This window comes from Streptomyces cinerochromogenes, assembly GCF_014648635.1.
Lineage (GTDB): Bacteria > Actinomycetota > Actinomycetes > Streptomycetales > Streptomycetaceae > Streptomyces > Streptomyces cinerochromogenes.
Genome location: NZ_BMRM01000004.1, coordinates 414,125 through 435,687, shown reverse-complemented (window position 1 = coordinate 435,687; position 21,563 = coordinate 414,125). Strand labels below are relative to the sequence as shown.

Genomic DNA, 21,563 nt, shown 5'->3' with positions numbered 1-21,563 from the left:
CGTACCGTCCCCGTTAGGGTCGATGCCGTGGCCACCAGTCCCCCGTTTCCGACGCGTCCCCCGAGCTCCGGCGACGGTGTGCTCCGCCACCCTCACTGGTGGCAGCGCAGGTGGGTGCGGTACGGGGCGCTGAGCAGCCTGCTGGCCCTGTCCGGGCTGGTCATCCTCGCCCTCGTACGGCGGCAGACCGGCACCGAGGGCTTCCTCGTCGGGCTGGGCCTGGCCGTCCTGCCCGTGCCCTGGCTGATAGCCGCCTTCCGGTGGCTGGACCGGGTGGAACCGGGCCCCTGGCGGAACCTGGTCTTCTCCTTCGCCTGGGGCGCCTGCGCGGCGGCGCTCATAGCCATCGTGGCGAACAGCTTCGCGACCAAGTGGATAGCCACCTCCACCGCGGACCCGGCGAGCGCCGACACCCTGGGCGCCACCGTGATAGCCCCGATCGTGGAGGAGTCCGCGAAGGCCGCCGCCGTGCTGCTGGTCTTCCTCTTCCGCCGACGCGACTTCACCGGGGTCGTGGACGGCGTGGTGATAGCGGGCGTCACCGCCACCGGGTTCGCGTTCACCGAGAACATCCTCTACCTGGGTACGGCCTTCGGGACCGACCAGCTCACCGGCGACCGCGGCATCGCCTCCGTCACCGCCGCCACCTTCTTCGTGCGCATCGTGATGTCCCCGTTCGCGCACCCCCTGTTCACCGTCCTCACCGGCATCGGCTTCGGCTTCGCCGCGCTGTCCGCCGAGCGGCAGCACGTGCGGCGGGCCCTGCTGCCGGTCTGCGGGCTGCTGCTCGCGATGGGCATGCACGCCTTCTGGAACGGCTCCTCCACCTTCGGCGAGTACGGCTTCTTCGCCGTCTACGGCGCCTTCATGGTGCCCGCGTTCGCGCTGCTCACCTGGCTCGCGATCTGGACCCGGCAGCGGGAGCTGCGGACCGTGCGGGCGGAGCTCCCGGCCTATGTGCTGGCCGGCTGGCTGGGGCCGGCCGAGCCGTTCGCGCTCGGATCGATGCGGGCGCGGCGGATGGCCCGCGACTACACCCGGCACCACCACGGGCGCACGGCGGCGCGGGAGGTCGCGCGGTACGAGGGGTACGCCACCTCGCTCGCGTTCCTCCGGCACCGGGGGCGCAGCGGGAAGTCCGGCGCCGACTTCGTCGTCCGGGAGCGGGAGCTGCTGGACGAGCTGTGGAAGCGGCGGCACCTGGCCCGGCCGGCGCTGGAGTACGCGGCGCGCGCGGCGGTGCCGGTACGGCCGGTGTACGCGGGGCCGGTGCCTTACGGGTACGGGTACGGCTACGGCCGTCCGGCGGCTCCGTACCCCGCGTACAACCCTTACCGGTCGTAGACCTCCGGGCTCCTCCGGACTACGCCGACGCCTCCGTCAGCTTCGCCACCTCGGCCTCCGTCAGCTTCAGCTCCGCCACCCCGAGCAGCGCCGGAAGCTGTTCCACCGTGCGCGCCGAGGCGATGGGGGCGGTGACCGTCGGCTGGGCGGCGAGCCAGGCCAGGGCGACCGTGGCGACCGGGGCGTCGTGGGCCGCGGCGACCTCGTCCAGGGCCGCCAGGACCCGCCGGCCGCGCTCGGAGCCGGCGTACTCCTGGACCCGGCCGGCGCGGGCGCTGTCCACGGTCGTACCGGGCCGGTACTTGCCGGTGAGGAAGCCCGAGGCCAGGGCGAAGTACGGGACGGCGGCGAGACCCTCCCGGGCCGCGAGGTCCTGCAGCGGGCCCTCGTAGGTGTCGCGGGAGACCAGGTTGTAGTGGGGCTGGAGGGCGACGTAGCGGGCGAGGCCCTCGCGGTCGGAGAAGTCCAGGGAGGCCTTCAGGCGGTCGGCGCCGATGTTGGAGGCGGCGATGTGCCGGACCTTGCCGGCCCTCACCAGCTCGTCCAGTGCGCCGATGATCTCCTCGACCGGCACCTCGGGCTGGTCGAAGTGGGTGTAGTAGAGGTCGATGTAGTCGGTGCCCAGGCGGCGCAGGGAGGCGTCGGCGGCGGCCTTGATGTTGGCGGCGGACAGCCCCTGGTACTCGGGGTGCTGGCTGACCTTGGTGGCGATCACGACGTCGGAGCGGTTGCCGCGGGCCTTGACCCACTTGCCGATGATCGTCTCGGACTCGCCGCCCTTGTTGCCCTCGATCCAGGCGGAGTAGGCGTCGGCGGTGTCGATGAAGTTGCCGCCGGCCGCCGTGTAGGCGTCCAGGACGGCGAAGGAGGTGTCCTCGTCGGCGGTCCAGCCGAAGACGTTGCCGCCGAGGGAGAGCGGGAAGACTTCGAGGTCGGAGGGGCCGAGTTTGCGTAGTGACGTCATACGTCATGTCAACGCCGACGACGGATGATCGCATTCCGCCGCCGGCGCCGGGTTTCGCGCGAAGGCGGGTGGCTCAGGGGGTGAGGCCCTTGCCGCGCAGCCACGCCATCGGGTCGATGCCGGTGGGCTGGCCGCCGGGGTGGACCTCCAGGTGCAGGTGCGGGCCGGTGACGTTGCCGGTGGCGCCGACGCGGCCGATGACCTCGCCGGTGGAGACCTTCTGGCCGGCCTTGACGCTGATCGAGGACTGGTGGCAGAACCACAGCTCGGTGCCGTCGTCGAGGGTGAGGATCGTGCGGTAGCCGTAGGCGCCGGCCCAGCCCGCCTCGGTGATCGTGCCGCTGTGGACGGCCTTGATCAGGGTGCCGGTGGGGGCGGCGAAGTCGAGGCCGGTGTGGTAGCCGGAGGACCACATCGAACCGGCCTGGCCGAAGGTCGAGGTGATCGTGTACGAGGAGGTCGGCAGCGTGTACTGCTTGGCCAGCTTGGCCAGCCGCTCCTCCTCGGCCTTCTTCGCGGCGGCGGCCTCCGCCTTCTCCTTGGCCTCGGCGGCCTTGGCGGCGGCCTGCTTCTCGGCGCGGGCGGCGGCGTCGGCGGCCTGCTTCTCGGCGGTGGCGAGGGCGACGGCGGTGGCCTTGCTCTCGGCCTGGCCCTGCTGCTGCTCGGCCTGGGCCATGATCCGGTTGCGCAGGGCCTCGCCCGCGTCGGTGCTGTCCTCGCCGTCGGCGGTGGTCACGCCGACGCTGCTCAGCGCGGTGGTACCGGCCTCGGCGGCCTGGGTGCCGGCGGAGCCGTCGTCGAAGAGGGAGCCGACGGAGGGCAGGTCGGGCAGGGAGATGGAGACCGGCGGCTTGCCGGTGTTGGCGCTGGCCATGCCGCCCGCGCCGACCGCGGCGATGACGCCGACGCCGAGGACGGTGGAGCTGCGCGCGAAGCCGCCGCGCTGCTTGGCGACGCGGTGCCGGCCGCGGACCGGGGCGACGGAGTCCTCGGTCGGGTTCCACTCCTCCCACGGGCCCTCTTCGGCGCGGTAGGCGACGTAGCCGAAGGTCTCGTCGTCGCGCTGTGCCGGTATGAACGGGGCTTCGGGGACAGGCCGGTTGGACGCCACGCGGGCGTGCTCCTTTCCTTCCTCCGCCTACCGGGTTAGCTGACGGGTTCGGAGCAGGAAGGTCTCCTACGCGCGTATACCGGTCGTGGACTCCGTGAGTTCACGGCGGTATCCGCGTGATTCACCCCAGAATGGTGGTTCCCCGGCTCCCTTGCGGGATTAGGCGCGTGCGCACGGAGCCGTCTCTTGTGACGGCTTGGGACGACCGCGCTGCGTTATCGAACGTTAATAGACCTGACAGTCACTTTCCAAGCCGTTCGGCTTGATCGTTAAGGTCTTTACCGGCACATCTATCACCCATTACCCCGCCAAACCGGGCGAGTTGACCGGGCTTCAGCAGCGTTCAGGAGTCACTTCGGGTTTTGATGGTGACTCAGATGTTATGCGGACGGCGCTCACGCGCTCACCGTCGGTGACGTCCCGCAGGGGGCGCCGTACGGCGAGCAGCGCCATGTCGTCGGTCATGCCGCCGCCGGAGTGCCGGCGCACCTCTGCGGCGAGCCGGTCGAGCAGCGCGGCCGGGCCGGAGAAGGCGCGCCCGGCGAGCCGCCGCTCGGGGTCGTAGAAGCGGCCGTGGGCGTCCCGGGCCTCGGACAGACCGTCGGTGTACAGGAGCAGGGTGGCGCCGCCGGGGAAGCCGGCCTCGGTGGCCCGGTCCGGCCACCGGCCCAGCCCCGCCATGCCGAGCGGCAGCGCGGGCTCGCCCGGGGTCAGGGCGCGCAGGGTGCCGTCGGCGTGCAGCAGCAGCGGCGGCGGGTGGCCGCGGTTGACGATCCGTACGATTCCGTCGCCGTGCGGGAGTTCGGCGAGGACCGCCGTGGTGAACCCCTCGAAGGCGTCGATCCCGTCGCGCCGGGTGCCCTCGCGGGCCAGCGCCCGCTCCAGCCGCTCGGCCACCTCCTCCAGGGTGGCCTCCTGCTCGGCCGCCTCCCGGAACGCGCCGATCACCACGGCGACGGCGGCGACCGCGCCCATGCCCTTGCCGCGCACGTCCCCGACGACCAGCCGGACGCCGTGCGGGGTGTCCTGCACCGCGTACAGGTCGCCGCCGATGAACGCGTCCTGCCGTGCCGCCTCGTAACGGGCGGCGATCTCGAAGCCGCCGATCCGGGCGTCCGGCTCCGGCAGGACGGCCCGCTGCGCGGCCTCGGCGATCTCCCGGGCGGAGGCGAGCTTCCGGTCGCCGCGGCGGACGACCCGGTTGATGGCGACGGCCAGCAGGGCGACGGTGGCCACGGTGACCACGTCGGTGAGCGTGCCCACGGCCGGATGGACCCCCGCGTCGGTGTGCACGGCGTAGGCGGCGGCGAGGGCGGCGAGACCGGTGAGGACGGTGGTGCGCAGCGAGGAGAGGGGCGCGGCGATCAGCGGGGCCGCGGTGAAGAACGGTACGGCGGTGAACTGCTGCGGGGCGAGCAGGCCGTAGCCGATCCCGCAGGCGATCAGGAGGGCGGGCAGCGCGCGGGCCTGCGCACGCGGGCTCGGCCGGCGGCGGGCCCGTACCGGCACCGGCCCGCCGCCGGGGTCCGGGACGGGCACGGGGTCACCGGGGATCCGGCCTCCCGCCCTGGCGTACGGGCTCTCCTCCACCTTTCCAGGGCGCACTCCGTGTCTCCCACATGTCCGACGTGTCTCCAGGTTTCCGGGCCCCGGAGCGGGCGGCTACCGCTGTGGGCCGAAAGGGGTGTGCGAGCGGTCCCGCGGATGACGTACACTGGAGTCACAACGACGCGGGGTGGAGCAGCTCGGTAGCTCGCTGGGCTCATAACCCAGAGGTCGCAGGTTCAAATCCTGTCCCCGCTACTGAAGGCTCAGGGCCCGGAATCCCAAGGATTCCGGGCCCTGAGTGTTTTACCGGCCAGTGTTCTACCGCCCCCCGCGGCGCCCCATCAGGGGCGCGGGGAACGCGCGACCAGCCGGGACGGACCGCAGCCGCCCACAAGCCGGCCGACGGCACACGGGAGGGCCGCTCACAGCAGGTGGGCGTTCGGCGCCTTGGCGAGATCCTCCAGCTCGGGGAGTACGACGACCCGCGCGCCCGCGGCGGCCAGCACCCCCGTGCCGTCGGCCGAGGTGACGAACGTGTCGGGTTCGCGCCAGGCGGTGACCACCCGGCGCACCCCCGCCCGCAGGATCAGCTCGGCACACGGCGCCGGACGCGACGCACGGCGGGCGCACGGCTCCAGGCTGCTGTACACGGTGGCGGCGGACAGCCGGGGTTCGGCCGGATCGATCTTGGCGAGGGCCGCCTCCTCCGCGTGGACCACGGGGTCGGCGCCCTCCCGCGAATACCCGCGGGCCAGCTCCGTACCGTCGGCGGCGACCACGACCGCGCCGACGCTGAACGCCGTCTTTGAGGGCGGACACAGCGCGGCGAGTTCGCAGGCGGTGCGCAGCCAGTGGCGGTCGGCGGCGGTGGGCAGCGGGCCGGTACCGGGGGCGGTGGGCGCGTACCGCATGAGGACGACGTCCTCGATCCGGCGCGTGTCGAGCAGGCGCAGGCGTCCCCCTTGGTATCCGCCGGGTCCGAACAGGCGCGGGGCCGCCGGGTCGCCGACGAACAGCGGGGCGAGGACCAGCTGCAGCTCGTCGGCGAGGCCCTGGTGGAGGAGCTGGGTGTGGACCGTGCCGCCGCCCTCGACCATCAGGCGCCCGACGCCGCGCTCACCGTGCAGGTGCTCCAGCAGGGCCCGCCAGTCCAGGTCGGGGCCGAGCGGGACGACGTCCGCGGTGCGCCCGAGGAGACGGGCGGCCCGCTCGGCGCCCCGGTCGGTGGTGTAGACGAGCTTCTCGCCGCCGGTGTGCCAGAAGTTGGCCTCCGGGTCGAGGTCGCCGGTGGCCGTGACGGTGACCTTCAGCGGGTACTCCGGCCTGCCCTCCGCCACCCGGGCCGCGCGCCGCTCGGCGGAGTTGACCAGCAGGCGGGGGTTGTCGGCGCGGATCGTGCCGGCGCCGACGAGGATGGCGTCGACGGAGGCCCGTACCGCGTCGACCCGGTCGAAGTCGGCCGGGCTGGACAGCAGGAGCCGCTCGGGGCCGGTGTCGTCCAGGTAGCCGTCGAGGGAGACGGCGGCGGACAGCAGCACGTACGGCAGGGGCATCGGCGCCCTCTCTTCCGGAGGCGGACGGCTTGGTTCAACTTTTAAACAAACCTACACTGGCGGCATGACGACCCGCTGGCTCACCCCCGAGGAGCAACGCGCCTGGCGCGCCTACATCGCCGCCTCCCGCCTCCTGGAGGACGCGATCGACCGGCAGCTCCAGCAGGAGGGCGGCATGCCGCACCTGTTCTACTCGGTGCTGGCCAACCTCTCCGACGCACCCGAGCGCCGGCTGCGCATGACCGATCTCGCCGAGACGCTCAAGATCACGCGCAGCCGGCTGACGTACGTGGTGACCCGGCTGGAGCGGGACGGCCTGGTGCGCCGGGAGGACTGCCGCCGGGACAAGCGCAGCTCGCTCGCGGTGCTGACGGACGAGGGGATGGCCGTACTGGAGCGTACGGCACCCGGGCACGTCGAGACGGTCCGTTCCCTGCTGTTCGACCGGCTGACCCCGGAGCAGGTGGGGCAGCTGGAGGAGATCTGCACGGGGATCGCGCGCGGCCTCCAGGGCGAGGCCACCGAGTCCGGCGCCGACGACGTGCCCTGGCGGCGCCGCTCGTCCTGCCCCTCCTCACCGCCCACGCCTTCCTGAGCACGCTTCGCCCGACCAATCCCTGAGCGTCGCCCTGTGCGGCACCCCTGACCGCCACCCGACCGCCGGTTGATTGCTTTAACTTTTAAGCAGGGGTAGGGTCCCGCTCGAACCACTGCTTCAAATCTGAAGCACAGCCCCGGAGGGACCCGCATGCCCGACTTCCCCGCCGCCACCCCGCGCGCCCGCGTCCGGGTACCGCTGCGCTTCGCCGACGGCTACGCCGCCGACGCGGAACTCGTCACCTTCCACGGCCTCACCGACGGCCAGGAGCACCTCGCCCTCGTCCTCGGCGACCCGGGCCCCGTCCCGCTGGTCCGGCTGCACTCCGAGTGCCTGACCGGTGACGTCTTCGGCTCGGCCCGCTGCGACTGCGGCCCCCAGCTGCGCGAGGCGGTCGAGCGCATCGCCGGCCGCGGCGGCGTCCTGCTCTACCTCCGCCAGGAGGGCCGGGGCATCGGTCTCTACAACAAGCTGGACGCCTACGCCCTCCAGGACCAGGGCCTCGACACGTACGAGGCGAACGCCGCCCTCGGCCTCCCGGAGGACGCCCGCGACTACACGGCCGCCGCGCAGATGCTCACCGCCCTCGGCATCACCGAGCTGGACCTGCTGTCCAACAACCCCGACAAGGCCGGGCAGCTGCGCTCGCGAGGCCTCACGGTGCGCGACCGGATCCCGACCGGCCTCTTCACCACCCCCCACAACGTCCACTACCTCCGGGCGAAGGCCCTCCAGACCCACCACACCCTCCCCCTGCCGGAACTCAGCGTCGGCTGACCCGTCCCGGCCCGGACGGGCAGATCCGTTCCACCCCGTCCGGCTGCTCCCCCCTTCCGACCTGCGGGTTCGCATCGGGACTGTGGAACAGACCTGCCACTCACCGTCGGGGGGCGCCGGGGAGGAGGAGGGCGGGGAGAGCGGCCAGGGCGAGGAGGGCGGCCGCCGCCGTGTACGACGTGCGGAAGGCCGTCAGGCCGGGGGGTACTGCCGCGAGGATCAGGGAGAGGGTGGCCGTGCCGGTCGAGGCGGCCAGCTGGGACGTGATGCTCAGGGCGGTGCTCGCCGCGGGCAGCCGCTCCCGGGGCAGCTCGCGGCTCGCGGTGGCCATCGTCGGCATCAGCACCATGCCGGTGCCGGCGCCCATCACCATGGCCGACACGACCATCCGCCAGGGCGCGATCCCGGGCACCCCCGACTGCCAGGCCGTCAGCGCCATCCCGAGGGCGGCCACCACGATGCCGGGCGGGATGAGCCGGCGCGGGGCCACCCGGTCGACCCTCCGCGCCACGATCTGCATCGTCGTACCGACGACAAGGCCGACCGGCGCGCCCAGCAGCCCGGTCGCCGTGGCGCTCAGGCCCCGCTCCTGCTGCCAGTACAGCGGGCCCAGCAGCATGGAGCCGAAGTAGCCGCAGGTGAACAGGGCGATCGTGCCGGCGCCGGCGGCGAAGGAGCGGTCGCGCAGCAGCCGCAGGTCCAGCAGCGGTGCGGCGACGGTGAGCGCCCGTCGGACGAAGGCCGCCGCGAGGGCCGCACCGACGAGCGCCGGAACGAGGGCGCCGGGCGCGGTGAAGTCCCCGCGTTCGCCGCCCCGGGCCAGGCCGTACAGGAGCAGGGCGAGGCCGGGCGAGAGCATCAGCAGGCCGGGGAGGTCCAGGCGGGGAGCGGTCCGGCCGGGCTCCGCCGACGGCGCGTCCGCCGGGAGCAGCCGGAGCGCGAGGGCCAGGGCGAGGACGCCGACCGGCAGGTTCACCAGGAAGATCCAGTGCCAGGAGGCCGCGTCGAGCAGCCAGCCGCCGAGCACCGGCCCGGCGACCGGCCCGACCAGGACGGGCAGTCCCCCGACGGCCATCGCCCGGCCGAGCCGGCTGCGGTCGGCCGCGCCCATCACCATCGCCATGCCGACCGGCTGCAGCAGCCCGCCGCCGAGCCCCTGCACCGCCCGGAAGGCGATGAGGCTGCCCGCGTCCCAGGCGCACGCGGCGAGCAGCGAACCGAGGGTGAAGAGGGTGAGCGCGGTCAGATAGGTGCGCTTGGCGCCGATCCAGGCCATGGCCCAGGCGGCGGTCGGGATGACGGCGGCCAGTGCGAGCGTGTACGCGGTGGCGGTCCACTGGATGGTCTCCAGCGAGGCGTCGAAGGACTGCGCGAGCCGGCGCAGCGCGACGTTGACGATCGTCATGTCCAGCACCGCCATCACGGTGCCGATGACGGTGACGGCCAGAGTGCGGTTCAGGGCCGTGGACGGGCCCGGTACCGGGCGGGCCGGCGCCACGGCGGGGTCGGTCGTACGCATCTTCCCCACCCCGCGCTCAGCCGGTGTACGGGCGCTCGGCCCGCGCGTCCCGCAGTGCCCGGCCCCACCAGGCGAGCTGGCCGAGCATGCCCTTGGCGGCGCCGGCGCAGACCTCGGCGTCGCGCGGGACGCCGTCCTCGCCGAGCCCGGACCAGGGGCCGTGCAGGCTGACCGAGTCGCGCACGGTCACGGCGTGCAGTTCGGCGAAGACCAGCCGGAGCTGCTCGACGGCGCGCAGCCCGCCGCCGAGACCGCCGTACGACACGAAACCGACCGGCTTGGCCTGCCACTCCGGGTGGTGCCAGTCGATGAGGTTCTTCAGGGCCGCCGGGAAGCTGTGGTTGTACTCCGGGGTGACGACGACGAACGCGTCGGCGGCGGCCAGCCGCGGTGAGACCTCCTTCAGCGCGGCGACCGCCTCGGGGCTCGGCGCGCCGCCCCAGCCGGGCATCACCAGCGGCAGGTCCACCTCGGCGAGATCGACGACGTCGAGGTCGAGGTCCGGGTCCACGGCGGCGGCGGTGGTCAGGAACCAGTCGGTGACGGCCCGGCCGAGGCGCCCCTCGCGCACGCTGCCGAGGACGACGGCGACGCGGAGCGGGCGGTCCTCGGCGGCACGGGCGCCGGGGTCGGTGACGGACATGGTGACGGACACAGCTGTCCCCCTCATCTGTGAGCTCGTCTGCGGACTCTTCTGTGCAGCTCTGTCGCGCATCAAAGTACAACGATCGTTGTAAAAATTACAACGGGCGTTGTAGGTCGGCTAGAGTTGCCGGTCACAGAGGGAAGGAGGCGGGCGTGGGCCGGCCGAACGAGTCACCGCGCAAGCTGCAGAAGCAGATGGCCATCGCGAGCGCGGCCTGCACGGTCTTCGGCCGCGAGGGGTACGCCCGCGCCTCGGTGGACGCGCTCGCCGCCGCGGCCGACGTCTCCACGCGCACGCTCTACAACCACTTCCCCGGCGGCAAGGCGCAGCTCTTCCAGACGGTCGTGACCTGGACGTCCAGCGAGGTCCGGGACGCCCAACTGGCGCGCCTGCACGCCGTACTGCACCCCGAGCGCCCGCCGCGACCCGACGAACTGGAACGCGACCTGATCTCGCTGGCCCGCGCCTTCAACGGGCTCATGACCGACTACGCCAACCACTTCGCCCTGGTCCGGCACATCCACGCGGAGGCCGACCACGTACCGCCGGAGGTCCTCAGGGCCTGGCACGAGGCCGGACCGGAACCGGTCGGGCGAGCCCTCACCGAGGCGATGGCCCGTCTGGAAGACGCCGGCCTGCTGGACCTCCACGGTGACGCGAGCCTGGCGGCGGGCCACTTCACGGCCCTGATCTCGCACCGGATCGTCCAGACGACCCACTACGGCGTCCTGCCCCTGCCGGAACCGGAGACGGACCGCCTGCTCAGGGCCGGGGTGGGTGCGTTCCTGCGGGCGTACGCGGCGCACCCCTGAAAGCACTGCGTACGCAGTACTCTGCCCGGAGTGACGACCGGATCCCACCCCACCCGGAGCCGAGACCCATGGTGAGACGGAACGACCAGCGGCGCGCGGCACTCGTCGACGCGGCGATCGAGGTGCTGGCCCGGGAGGGCGCACGAGGGCTGACCTTCCGGGCGGTGGACGCCGAGGCCGGCGTACCCACCGGCACGGCGTCGAACTACTTCTCCAGCCGGGACGACCTGCTCACCCAGGCCGGCGCCCGCGTCTACGAGCGGCTCCAGCCCGACGAGGCCACCGTCGAACGCCATCGGACCGCCGCCCGCGACCGGGAGACCTACGCGCGGCTGATGCGCGAACTGGTGGGCCGCGTGGCCTCCTTCCGCACCGGCTACCTCGCCCTGCTGGAACTCCGCCTGGAAGCCACCCGCCGCCCGGGACTCCGCGCGGTCCTCACCGAACGCGTCCGGGCCGACCTCGAAGCGAACGTCGCCTACCACGAGTCCAGCGGCCTCCCCGGCGACCGCACCGCCGTCAAACTGCTCTACCTCGCCCTGAACTGGCTCATCGTCGAACAGCTCACCCTCCCGGAGGTCCTCACGGAAGCGGAGCGGGACGCACTGGTGACGGCGGCGGTGGAGCGGATCGTGGCAGCGGAGGACCCCAGGTCGATCCAGCCCTGACCTGGGGTCCTGTCGGTAGGCCGTGTGGGACTCGAACCCACAACCAAGGGATTAAAAGTCCCCTGCTCTGCCAATTGAGCTAACGGCCCGCGCGATGTTGCGTGTCCGAGCATAGCCGGACGAGGCCGGGTCGCCGATCGGGTATCGGCGACGCGGCCATGTCGGGAGTGGCGGGGGCGGGGGGAGGGTCACTTTTCGGCCGGGGCGGGGGCGGGCGCGGGGCGGCCGGTGAGGAACCAGTGGCGGGCCGAGGCGAGCCACCACCCCGCGGCGGAGCCGAGGACGACCAGGACGGCCACGGGGGCGTAGTTGAAGGTCTTCCAGGTGACCGGGGAGACCTGGGGCAGCATGAAGAGGACCGTGATCGCGAGCACCCAGCCCACCGAGACCACTCCGACGAGGCGCGACCAGCGGCCCAGGTGCCAGGGACCGGGCGTGAACGCGCCGCCTTTGCGGACGCGGAGGAAGGTCGGGATGACGTAGGCGATGTAGAGGCCGATGACCGCGATGGACGTCACCGCCGCGTAGGCCGTCGTGTTGATCAGGTACGGCAGGCCCAGCGCGAGCGCGCCGAGCGCGGCCAGCCAGACGGCCGCCACCGGGGTCCGGGTGCGCGGGCTGACCGTGTGCCAGACGCGGGAGAGGGGCAGCGCGCCGTCCCGCGAAAAGGCATAGATCATGCGGCTGTTGGCGGTGACGGAGGCCATGCCGCAGAAGAGCTGGGCGCCGATCACCACCAGGAGGAGGAGCTTGCCGGTCGTGGCGCCGAGCGCGTCCAGGAGGATCTGGGCGGGCGGCGCGCCGGTGGGGGACGTGAGTTCCCGGTCGTACGACTGGATGGCGAAGGTGAAGCCGAGGAGCAGGACGAAGCCGGCGATCCAGGACGTCCAGATCGAGCGGACGATGCCCTTCGGGCCCGCCGTGGCCGCGTCGCGGGTCTCCTCGGTCATGTGGGCGGAGGCGTCGTAGCCGGTGAAGGTGTACTGGGCCATCAGGAGGCCCAGGAGGACGACGTACGGGCCGCTGCCCCAGCCGGTCTCGTTGACGAAGTGGGTGAAGACGAAGGACGCCGACCGGTGGTGGTCGGGGACCAGGGCGAGCGCGCCGGTGATCACCGCGACCCCGAGGACGTGCCACCACACGCTCACACTGTTCAGGAAGGCGACGATCCGGACGCCGAAGGTGTTCAGCAGGCCGTGCAGGAGGAGGATCGCCGCGAAGAGCAGCACCGTGCGGCCGGGGGTCACGCCGAAGCCGAACTGGAGGTTCAGCCAGGCGCCCAGGAAGGAGGCCGCGCCGAAGTCGATGCCCGCGGTCACCGCCACCTGGCCCAGCACGTTGAACCAGCCGGTGAACCACGCCCAGGCCGCCGCCGAGCGCGCGGGTGCCAGGCGGTGGGCCCAGAAGTACAGGCCGGCCGAGGTCGGGTACGCCGAGCAGATCTCGGCCATCGACAGGCCCACGAACAGGGTCATCAGACCGACCGCGACCCAGCCCCAGGTGATCACCGCGGGGCCGCCCGTGGTCATGCCGAAGAGGTAGAGGGTCAGGCAGCCGGAGAGTACGGAGATGATCGTGAAGGAGACGGCGTAGTTCGAGAACGCCGACATCCGGCGGGCGAGGACCTGGGTGTAGCCGAGCTGGGCCAGCCGTTCCTCGTCCGAGGGAGCGTCGGCTCTCGCGTCATCTGTCATGACCCCAGCAATTCCCCCGCCGAGGGTGTGATATGCGTCACGACATGACCGAAAAGGGCCCGTACGACCGGAGTCGTACGGGCCCTTGTCAGGTCACTCGGCGTCAGCCGTTGCGCTTCCAGCGCGGCTTGTCCTCGCGGCGGCCGAAGGAGCCGTTGCCGCGGTGGTCGTCACGACGGCCGAAGGGGCGCTCGTGGCCGCCGGACCGGAAGCCCGGGCGGTCGTCGCGGCGGTCACGGTTGAACGGACGGTCGCTGCCCCGGTGCCCGCCGCGCTCGTCCCGGCGGAAGCCGCCCCGGTCGTCGCGGCGCTCGAAGGAACGGCCACCACGGTCGTTGCGGTCGTTGCGGTCACGGTCGAACGGACGGCGCTCACCACGGTCGTCCCGGCGCTCGAAGCCGCCCCGGTCCTCACGGCGCTCGAAGGAACGGCCACCACGGTCGTCACGGCGGTCGAAGGAACGGCCACCACGGTCGTTGCGGTCACGGTCGAACGGACGGCGCTCACCACGGTCGTCCCGGCGCTCGAAGCCGCCCCGGTCCTCGCGTCGCTCGAAGGAACGGCCACCGCGGTCGTTGCGGTCACGGTCGAACGGACGGCGCTCACCACGGTCGTCCCGGCGCTCGAAACCACGGCCACCGCGGTCGTCACGACGGTCGTCACGGCGCTCGAAACCACGCTCGCGGTCACGGTCGGAACCGCGCCGCTCCCGGCGCTCGTACGGCGCGGACGCCGCCGGACGCTCCTCGCGCTCGGTCTCGCGCTGCGCCGGCTCCTCGGCCACGGTGAGCTGCTCCGCCGCCGTCGCCTGGGCCTCGGCCACCGCGGCCTCCGGGTCCTCGCCGCGCTCGCGGGCGACCCGGGCCACCAGCCGGTCGGCTTCCTCGCGCAGCTCCGTCGCGCGGCGCTGGGCGCGCTCCAGCTGCTTGGTGAGCTGGGCCACCTCACGCTCGGCCTGCTGGGCGGCGTTGCCGGCGGACTCGGCCTGGACCTCGGTCATGGAGCGGGCGCCGGTGATCTCGGCGACCTCCGGGTCGAAGGCGGCGCCGCCCTGGATGATGTGGCGGGCGGCGTCGACGCCGGCGTCCTCCATGAGGCGGAAGATCTGGCGCCGCTGGTGCGGCAGGGAGAGCGAGACGACCGTGCCGGTGCGGCCGGCCCGGGCGGTACGGCCCGCACGGTGCAGGTAGTCCTTGTGGTCGCCGGCCGGGTCCACGTTCAGGACCAGGTCGATGCCGTCGACGTGGATGCCGCGGGCGGCGACGTCGGTGGCGACCAGGACGTTGACGTACCCGTCCTTGAAGTCGGCCAGGGTGCGGGTACGCGCGCCCTGGGTCATGCCGCCGTGCAGCGCGTCGGCCTTCACGCCGGCCTCGCGCAGCTGCTCGGCGACGCGGTCGGCGCCCAGCTGGGTGCGGACGAAGATGATCGTGCGGCCCTTGCGGGAGGCGATCGCGGCGGTGACCGGCGCCTTGTCCTTGGGCTTCACGATGAGGATGTGGTGCGACATGGTCGTCACCGCGCCCTGGGCCGCGTCCACCTCGTGCAGGACGGGCGCGTTCAGGTAGCGGTCGACCAGGGTCTTGATCTCGTTCTCCATCGTGGCGGAGAAGAGCATGCGCTGGCCGCCGGCCGGCACCTGGTCGAGCAGCTCGGTGACCTCGGGCAGGAAGCCCAGGTCGGACATCTGGTCGGCCTCGTCCAGGACGGCGATCTGCACGTCCTCCAGGGAGCAGGCGCCGCGGTTGATGATGTCGCGCAGGCGGCCCGGGGTGGCGACGAGGATGTCGACACCGCGCTCCAGGGCGTAGATCTGGTTGCCCATGGAGGTGCCGCCGCAGACGACCTTCATCTTCAGGCCGAGGACGTCGCCGTACGGCTGGAGGGCGTCGGCGACCTGCATGGCCAGCTCACGGGTCGGGGTGAGGATGACCGCGCGGGGCTTGTGCTTCTGCGTCCGGCCGCCGGCCAGCTGGGCCAGGGTCGGCAGGCCGAAGGAGAGGGTCTTGCCGGAGCCGGTGCGGCCACGGCCGAGGATGTCCTTGCCGGCCAGGGCGTCCGGGATGGTCGCGGCCTGGATCGGGAAGGGGGTCGTCACGCCGTTCTGCGCGAGCTTGCGCACGATGCCCTCGGGGAGGCCGAGGTCGGCGAAGGTGGTCTGGGGGGTCTGGGGGGTGTCAGCGGCCTCGGGGGCCTCGGTGACCTCGGTCGTCACGTCGACGAGTTCGTTGTCGATCTCGTTGTCGATCTCGTTCTCGGACACGACGATCTGGTCAGTACTGGACACGGACATGCGAATGCGAAACCTTCCGGAGTCTCTTCGGCACGCGCCCGTCAACTCCGTGGTTCGCTCACGACCGCCTCAATGCGGTCCGCCACGGCAAAGGAGAGTACGCGCCACACGGCGCGCTCTGTGGTGGCGCCGGGCAAATGGGATCAAACGATCTACCACCATACGCACCCCTCACCCCTGAAGGCAAACCGGCCCGGGGAGACGCTGGTCACGCCCTATGCCGGTACCCCCGCCCGGGGCGCCGGCTCCCGCTGGACGAGCTGCGGCTGCGGCTCCTCGTGGGCCGACGAGGACGGCTCGGCCGACGGCGGCTCCGAGGTCGCCGGGGGCGGGGTGGGCTCGGGGGGCTCGGGCGGGGCGGAGGTCACCGGCGGGGTCGGCGGGGCGTTGGTCGGCGCCGGGTCACCGGGGCCGGGCGTCCTGCCGGGCTTGCCGGGCTCACCGGGTTTCGCCGGCGGCGCCGACGTGCTGCCCCCGCCGGACGGCGTGGCCGTGGCCGAGGCCGACTCACCGGGCTTCGCCTTGCCTCCGTGCCCGTGCTTGCCGTCCCCCGCCGGACCACCGTGCACGAGCCCGCCCCCGCCGCCTCCCGGGCCGCCGTCGGGCGCGGCACCGCCGCGCGGTCCGTCCGCCGAGTGGGAGGGCCGGGCCGGGCCCGCGTCGTCGCCCACGTTCACGCAGCCGGCGGCGGCGGTGACGGCCAGGACCGCGACGGCGAGACGGACGGGTACGTACAAGGGGCGCACGGTGGCCACCTCCGGGGACAAGGAAAGGGGTCCACCTGCCCAACTCCCCCCGCCCGCAAGAGGACACGCGCCCGGCGCGCATCAGCGCCCGGCCACGCGGTCACGCGCTCCCGGCAGCGGCCGCACGCTCACCACGATCACGTGCTCCCCACCGCAGCCGCGCACAGCCCCGGCCAGGCCTTCCCCACCGCAGCCACACACGCAGCCACGATCACGCGCCCGGCCGCATGCGGTCGCGCCCTGGCCTCTGCCCGGACCGCCCCGGACTCCTTCGGACCGCACTCCAGCCCTCTCGGCCCCCGGCCCTCCACCGACCGCGCCCGCGGCCCTCCGCCGGCCCCGCCCTCACCCGTACCCGAGTGCGTGCAGCCGGGCGTCGTCGATCCCGAAGTGGTGGGCGACCTCGTGCACCACGGTCACCTCGGTCTCCGCGACGACGTCCTCGCGGCTCTCGCACATCCTCAGCGTGGGCCCGCGGTAGACGGTGATCCGGTCCGGCAGGACACCGGCGTACCACTCGCCCCGCTCGGTGAGCGGCGTCCCCTCGTAGAGCCCGAGCAGCTCGGGGTCGTCGGCGGGCGGCTCGTCCTCCACGAACACGGCCACGTTGTCCATGAGCCGCGTCAGCTCCGGCGGGATCCGGTCCAGCGCCTCGGCGACCAGTTCCTCGAACTCCTCGCGCGTCATCTCCAGCACACGGCCATTGTCCGGTAACGACGCCGCATATCCACCACGGCACCTGGGCATACGGGCCCAATGGCCCGCGTCCCCGTCGCAGCCCTGAACCACATGCTGAACCGGACACCGAACCGCACCCGCCCGCTCCCCGCCCTCGAACTCGCCGCCCGCCCCCGCCCGTGGCTGCGCGCCCTCGGCCTCACCGCGGTCGTCCTGGTGGGCGCCTGGCTGGGCCTGCTGATCGTCGGCAACGTCCGGGCCCCGGTCGGCCCGATGGACACGACGATGGCGCTGCGCCCCTCCGTCACCGGCGGCACGAAGATCAACATCTCGCCGCTGGGGGCTCTCAGCCTGGACAGCCATGTGGCCCCGGTCCGCCTGGACGTGAACATCGACCAGCTGGACCCCGAGCGCTCCCAGGCCCTGGTCGACCATCCGGAGCGGATCTCGGGGCTGCAGGACGAGGTCGCCCGGGACGTCGAGCACGGCACGCTGGACCTGGCCGTGCGCTCCTGCGTCGCCGTGGTCTCCGGGGCCACCGCCCTCGGTCTCGCCGTCTACCGCCGGCCGCGCCGGGCCCTGGCCGCCGGCGGACTGGCCCTGGCCCTGCTGGCCGCCTCGGGCGCGTCGGCGTACGCCACCTGGAATCCGAAGTCGGTCCTGGAACCGAGGTTCTCCGGGCTGCTCAGCTCGGCGCCGTCGGTGGTGGGCAACGCGCGCAGCATCGTCACGGAATTCGATGTCTACCAGCACGAGTTGGCCCGCCTGGTGACGAACGTGACGAAGCTCTACGACGTCACCTCCACCCTGCCCGCCTACCGGCCGGACCCCTCCACCATCCGGGTCCTGCACGTGTCGGACATCCACCTCAACCCGGCGAGCTGGAAGATCATCGGCTCCCTGGTGGACCAGTACAAGGTGGACGTGGTCGTCGACTCCGGAGACACGATGGACCACGGCACGGCGGCGGAGAACGGCTTCCTGGACCCGATCCGGGACCTGGGCGTGCCGTACGTCTGGGTGCGCGGCAACCACGACTCGCGGACCACCCAGCGCTACCTGGAGCGCATGAAGAACGTGCACGTCCTGGACGAGGGCCGGGCGCAGACGGTGGCGGGGCTGCGGTTCGCGGGCACGGGTGACCCGCAGTTCACCCCCGACCGGTCGGTGGCGCCCGGCGGCGACGCGGCCGAGCAGCTGGCGGGCGACCGGCTGGCCAGCGCCCTGCGCGACCAGCGGACGGCCGGCACCCCGGTGGACGTGGCCGTCGCGCACGAGCCGTCCGCCGCCCGGGAGACCGACGGCACCGTGCCGCTGGTGCTCTGCGGGCACCTGCACCACGAGGGGACCGAGGTGCTGCCGTACGGCACCCGGCTGCGCATGGAGGGGTCGACCGGCGGCAGCGGGCTGCGTGCCGTGGAGCGCAAGTACCCGGCGCCGATCGAGGCCTCGATCCTCTACTTCGACCGGGACAGCCGCCGGCTGCAGGCCTGGGACGCGATCCAGCTCGGCGGTCTGGGGCTGACGACGGCCGAGGTCAGCCGCCATCTGGCGGACGAGAACCGGCCCGGTGGCGCCGGGGGCACCGGGTCCTCGCACTCCCCTTCGCCGACCCCTCCCGCCACCTCGCCGTAAACCGTTTTGGCGATACCCCTCGCCATCCCATATGCTTCTCACGTCCCCGACGCGCTGAGAAGCGCCCAGGCGGGCCGATAGCCCTCATCGTCTAGCGGCCTAGGACGCCGCCCTTTCAAGGCGGTAGCACGGGTTCGAATCCCGTTGGGGGCACGCAATACCGTGTGCGACACTGTTGCACACACGCTTGGTCCTGTGGAGCAGTTTGGAGTGCTCGCCACCCTGTCAAGGTGGAGGCCGCGGGTTCAAATCCCGTCAGGACCGCTGGTGTTTCACGTGAAACACCGTGGCTGGGTAGCTCAGTTGGTACGAGCGTCCGCCTGAAAAGCGGAAGGTCGCCGGTTCGACCCCGGCCCCAGCCACAGCCGCCCTGACCAGGGCAGAGGCCCTCTCCACGATCGTGGAGAGGGCCTCTTTCATACCCGCCCGCCCCCGACACGTCCCCGCCCCGCCCCCGGTACGCCGACGGAGCAGCCCCCAGGTGAAGGCCTTACCGAGCATCGACCCGGCCCTGCCGCTCGACCGGCACCCCGAGCGCGTCTGGTACACCTCCTACGGCTCCAACACCCACCTGGACCGCCTCGCCGCCTACCTCCAGGGCGGGCGCCCGCCCGGCGCGGCCAGGGAGTACCCGGGCTGCCGCAACCCGGCCATGCCGGCCCGGTCGCTCCCCGTGGAGCTGACCGGCGCGATGTACTTCGCCACCGAGTCCCGCGTGTGGGGAGGCGGACGTGCCTTCTACGACCCGGGGGTGGACGGGCGCGTACTGGCCCGGGCGCACCTGGTGACCACCGACCAGTTCGCCGACATCGCCGCCCAGGAGATGTACCGGACGCCGGGCAGGGACCTGGACCTGGTGGACGTCCTCGGCCGGGGGCGTGCCGTCCTGGGCGAGGGCCGCTACGAAACGCTCGTCTGCGCGGGTCAGATCGACGGCCTGCCGGTGCTGACCTTCACAGCGCCGTGGGGCATGAACGACGTGCCGTGGGTCGCCCCCTCCGCCGCCTACGTCCGCTTCCTCGCCACGGGCTTGCTCTCCGCCGGGGCATGGGACAGGGAAGCGATCTCCTCCTACGTCGCGGCCTGCCCCGGCGCGACCGACCACTGGTCGCCGGAGGAGATCGCCGCTCTCCTCAACTAGGGACCGGTCACCGGGGCGGGGCACGCCGTCAGGCAGGACCCCACCCACCTCTGGTCCGGACCACCCCCGGCCAGTACGATCAGGCCACTTTGGCGAGAACCCCCGCTCCCGCTCAAGGGGAGGAGGGGGTTCTCGTCGTCCTGGAACCCTGAGGGGTGTACTTGAGACAGATCTCCAGAGGGTTGGTGACGGCAGGCGCCGTGCTGGTCGCCTCGCTCGCCCTGCCCGGCACCGCCCATGCCGCGGGACCCACGGTGAAGAGCGCCTACAGCGACCAGGCCGACTGGTCCGTCCTCGACGTGCGCCTGAACTTCAGCGGCGAGGTCAGCAAGCTCGTCGCGACGCTCCGCCCGGCCGGGAGCAGCGGGACCGACGCCCCGGTGGCCACGATCACCGACTTCACGAAGCGGTACGAGTCCAGCTCGTGGGACGCCGTCTGGGCGTCCCAGCCGATCCACCTGGACGCCCTCGGCGACTACACCGTCGACGTCGAGGCGACGGACGGCTCCGGCGAGACCACCGTCCAGAAGGACGCGGGCACGCTGCACTACCAGAAGCAGCCCGTCTTCAGCGGCTTCGCCGTCACGCCGGCCGAGCCGGACATCGAGCACCAGACGATCACGGCCGCCGGCGACATGGTCGTCCGCGACCCCAGCACCCGGGAGACCGAGCCGCTGCCCGGTGCCTCCGTGGACCTCACGTTCGACGGGGGCAGCGGGAAGGCGACCGCCGTCACCGACGAGGCCGGCCACTTCGCCGTCCCCCACCAGCTGGCCCAGGCCGGCTGGGTCTTCGCCGACTACAACGGCGGCCTCGGCTTCGCCGCCAGCTCCTGGATCGACGTCCGGCCGAAGGCCGCGCCGACCCGGATGGTCCTGGACCAGAGCAGCTTCCACGTCACCACCGGCGAGAAGATCAAGGTCACCGGCACGCTCCAGTACCAGGTCGGCGAGGAGTGGAAGCCGCTCTCCGGCATCCCGCTGGAGATGGACTACAAGGAGTGCAGCACCTGCAGCCCGGTCGACACCACGACCGACGCGAACGGCCGCTTCTCCTTCGTGCGGACCCCGTACGGCAGCAAGAGCGTCTACGAGATCGCCTTCACGTCGTACACGCCCTTCGCCCAGCACAGCACGGCGGACGTCACCGCGGCGGTCACGGCGACGACGAAGTTCTCCGGCTTCACCGCCTCGCTGGACAAGTACGCGCAGCTCAAGGTCACCGGCACGCTCGATCTGATCGGCCGTGACGTCAACGACCAGGCGAGCGTCGACATCCAGTACTCGGCCAACGGCAAGACGAACTGGACCACGGAGAAGACCGTGAAGGCCGGCTTCGGCTCCCAGTTCACCGCCGACAAGGTGCCCGGCTACACGGACGGCTACTGGCGGCTGCGGTACGCCGGTTCCACCACCAAGGACATCAAGGGCACCACCAGCAACAGCCTGCGCCGCAACCGCGCCCTCACCCGGATCAAGGACGCCAACGCCTCCCCCGAGCCGGTGACCAAGGGCCGGACCATCACCGTCAAGGGCGTGCTCCAGGAGCGGCCGGTCGGCTCCGGCACCTGGAAGGCGTACGGCGGCAAGAAGGTCCAGATCCTCTTCCGGCCCAAGGGCGCCAAGAGCTGGTACCTGATGTCCACGGTCACCACGAAGAGCAGCGGGTCCTTCAGCAAGGGCTTCACGGCCCGGCAGGACGGCACCTGGGTGCCCGTCTTCCTGTACCCCGACAGCAGGCACTTCGTCGGCAGCGGCACCGAGGACTACGTCGACGTCCGGTGACGCCTTGGCACCGCGCCCGGCCGGCGCTACGTTCAGGCTGGCCGCGCGTGGT

18 protein-coding genes, 5 tRNA genes and 1 riboswitch are annotated in these 21,563 nt (G+C 72.6%); of the genes, 12 read left to right on the top strand and 11 right to left on the bottom strand.

The window, feature by feature from the left end; genetic code table 11:
• Positions 1-27: 27 nt before the first annotated feature.
• Positions 28-1,344: a PrsW family intramembrane metalloprotease gene (locus IEZ20_RS11075; protein WP_189296955.1), complete on the top strand. Its 1,317-nt coding sequence runs from the start codon at positions 28-30 to the stop codon at positions 1,342-1,344.
• Between the two features lie 19 nt (positions 1,345-1,363).
• Here IEZ20_RS11075 and IEZ20_RS11070 read toward each other — a convergent pair whose 3' ends face one another.
• From IEZ20_RS11070 to IEZ20_RS11060, 3 genes are all read right to left on the bottom strand, one after another.
• The gene (locus tag IEZ20_RS11070) at positions 1,364-2,308 is read right to left on the bottom strand and encodes an aldo/keto reductase (RefSeq protein WP_189296953.1); all 945 of its coding nucleotides are present in this window, start codon (positions 2,306-2,308) and stop codon (positions 1,364-1,366) included.
• A gap of 73 nt (positions 2,309-2,381) precedes the next feature.
• Positions 2,382-3,419, bottom strand: coding sequence for a M23 family metallopeptidase (locus IEZ20_RS11065; RefSeq protein WP_189296951.1), 1,038 nt, complete (start codon positions 3,417-3,419; stop codon positions 2,382-2,384).
• 9 nt (positions 3,420-3,428) lie between these two features.
• Positions 3,429-3,595, bottom strand: a riboswitch (cyclic di-AMP (ydaO/yuaA leader).
• Between the two features lie 157 nt (positions 3,596-3,752).
• Entirely contained in the window at positions 3,753-5,024 is a 1,272-nt protein-coding gene (locus tag IEZ20_RS11060; RefSeq protein WP_189296949.1) for a PP2C family protein-serine/threonine phosphatase, read from the bottom strand.
• 124 nt (positions 5,025-5,148) lie between these two features.
• Between IEZ20_RS11060 and IEZ20_RS11055 the strand changes: the two genes are divergently transcribed.
• A tRNA-Met gene (locus tag IEZ20_RS11055) sits at positions 5,149-5,222 on the top strand.
• 167 nt (positions 5,223-5,389) lie between these two features.
• Here the strand turns inward: IEZ20_RS11055 and IEZ20_RS11050 are convergent.
• Positions 5,390-6,520 carry a dihydrofolate reductase family protein gene (locus IEZ20_RS11050; protein WP_189296947.1) on the bottom strand — a complete coding sequence of 377 codons (1,131 nt, stop codon included), beginning with the start codon at positions 6,518-6,520 and terminating at the stop codon, positions 5,390-5,392.
• A gap of 64 nt (positions 6,521-6,584) precedes the next feature.
• Here IEZ20_RS11050 and IEZ20_RS11045 point away from each other — a divergent pair, with 64 nt between their 5' ends.
• Complete coding sequence (locus tag IEZ20_RS11045) at positions 6,585-7,115, top strand: MarR family winged helix-turn-helix transcriptional regulator (protein ID WP_189296945.1); 531 nt, start codon at positions 6,585-6,587, stop codon at positions 7,113-7,115.
• A gap of 153 nt (positions 7,116-7,268) precedes the next feature.
• The gene (locus tag IEZ20_RS11040) at positions 7,269-7,895 is read left to right on the top strand and encodes a GTP cyclohydrolase II (RefSeq protein WP_189296943.1); all 627 of its coding nucleotides are present in this window, start codon (positions 7,269-7,271) and stop codon (positions 7,893-7,895) included.
• 100 nt (positions 7,896-7,995) lie between these two features.
• Here the strand turns inward: IEZ20_RS11040 and IEZ20_RS11035 are convergent, their stop codons facing one another.
• Both IEZ20_RS11035 and IEZ20_RS11030 read right to left on the bottom strand, forming a co-directional pair.
• The gene (locus IEZ20_RS11035) at positions 7,996-9,414 is read right to left on the bottom strand and encodes a DHA2 family efflux MFS transporter permease subunit (RefSeq protein WP_189296941.1); all 1,419 of its coding nucleotides are present in this window, start codon (positions 9,412-9,414) and stop codon (positions 7,996-7,998) included.
• 16 nt (positions 9,415-9,430) lie between these two features.
• Positions 9,431-10,057 carry an NADPH-dependent FMN reductase gene (locus IEZ20_RS11030; protein ID WP_189297072.1) on the bottom strand — a complete coding sequence of 209 codons (627 nt, stop codon included), beginning with the start codon at positions 10,055-10,057 and terminating at the stop codon, positions 9,431-9,433.
• A 155-nt stretch (positions 10,058-10,212) separates the two neighbouring features.
• Here IEZ20_RS11030 and IEZ20_RS11025 point away from each other — a divergent pair, with 155 nt between their 5' ends.
• Positions 10,213-10,872, top strand: a complete 660-nt coding sequence (locus tag IEZ20_RS11025) for a TetR/AcrR family transcriptional regulator C-terminal domain-containing protein (protein ID WP_229896010.1) — start codon at positions 10,213-10,215, stop codon at positions 10,870-10,872.
• A 68-nt stretch (positions 10,873-10,940) separates the two neighbouring features.
• Complete coding sequence (locus IEZ20_RS11020; RefSeq protein WP_189296939.1) at positions 10,941-11,540, top strand: TetR/AcrR family transcriptional regulator; 600 nt, start codon at positions 10,941-10,943, stop codon at positions 11,538-11,540.
• Between the two features lie 16 nt (positions 11,541-11,556).
• Here the strand turns inward: IEZ20_RS11020 and IEZ20_RS11015 are convergent.
• The 5 genes from IEZ20_RS11015 to IEZ20_RS10995 form a co-directional block, all read right to left on the bottom strand.
• Positions 11,557-11,629, bottom strand: a tRNA-Lys gene (locus tag IEZ20_RS11015).
• Positions 11,630-11,728: 99 nt separating this feature from the next.
• Complete coding sequence (locus IEZ20_RS11010; protein ID WP_189296937.1) at positions 11,729-13,234, bottom strand: amino acid permease; 1,506 nt, start codon at positions 13,232-13,234, stop codon at positions 11,729-11,731.
• 103 nt (positions 13,235-13,337) lie between these two features.
• Complete coding sequence (locus IEZ20_RS11005) at positions 13,338-15,527, bottom strand: DEAD/DEAH box helicase (protein WP_189296936.1); 2,190 nt, start codon at positions 15,525-15,527, stop codon at positions 13,338-13,340.
• Between the two features lie 215 nt (positions 15,528-15,742).
• Positions 15,743-16,273, bottom strand: coding sequence for a hypothetical protein (locus IEZ20_RS11000; protein ID WP_189296934.1), 531 nt, complete (start codon positions 16,271-16,273; stop codon positions 15,743-15,745).
• A 345-nt stretch (positions 16,274-16,618) separates the two neighbouring features.
• Positions 16,619-16,969, bottom strand: a complete 351-nt coding sequence (locus IEZ20_RS10995; RefSeq protein ID WP_189296933.1) for a metallopeptidase family protein — start codon at positions 16,967-16,969, stop codon at positions 16,619-16,621.
• Positions 16,970-17,029: 60 nt separating this feature from the next.
• On the opposite strand from IEZ20_RS10995, the gene IEZ20_RS10990 reads away from it, so the two are divergent.
• From IEZ20_RS10990 to IEZ20_RS10965, 6 genes are all read left to right on the top strand, one after another.
• Complete coding sequence (locus tag IEZ20_RS10990; RefSeq protein ID WP_189296931.1) at positions 17,030-18,586, top strand: metallophosphoesterase family protein; 1,557 nt, start codon at positions 17,030-17,032, stop codon at positions 18,584-18,586.
• Positions 18,587-18,666: 80 nt separating this feature from the next.
• Positions 18,667-18,739 (top strand) — tRNA-Glu (locus tag IEZ20_RS10985).
• Between the two features lie 36 nt (positions 18,740-18,775).
• Positions 18,776-18,850 (top strand) — tRNA-Asp (locus tag IEZ20_RS10980).
• Positions 18,851-18,874: 24 nt separating this feature from the next.
• A tRNA-Phe gene (locus IEZ20_RS10975) sits at positions 18,875-18,948 on the top strand.
• 119 nt (positions 18,949-19,067) lie between these two features.
• A complete protein-coding gene (locus tag IEZ20_RS10970; protein ID WP_189296929.1) occupies positions 19,068-19,727 on the top strand; it encodes a histone deacetylase in 660 nt (219 codons plus the stop codon).
• A gap of 185 nt (positions 19,728-19,912) precedes the next feature.
• Positions 19,913-21,511 (top strand): hypothetical protein, encoded by a 1,599-nt coding sequence (locus IEZ20_RS10965; protein WP_189296927.1) that lies wholly within the window; start codon positions 19,913-19,915, stop codon positions 21,509-21,511.
• The last annotated feature ends 52 nt before the right edge of the window (positions 21,512-21,563 follow it).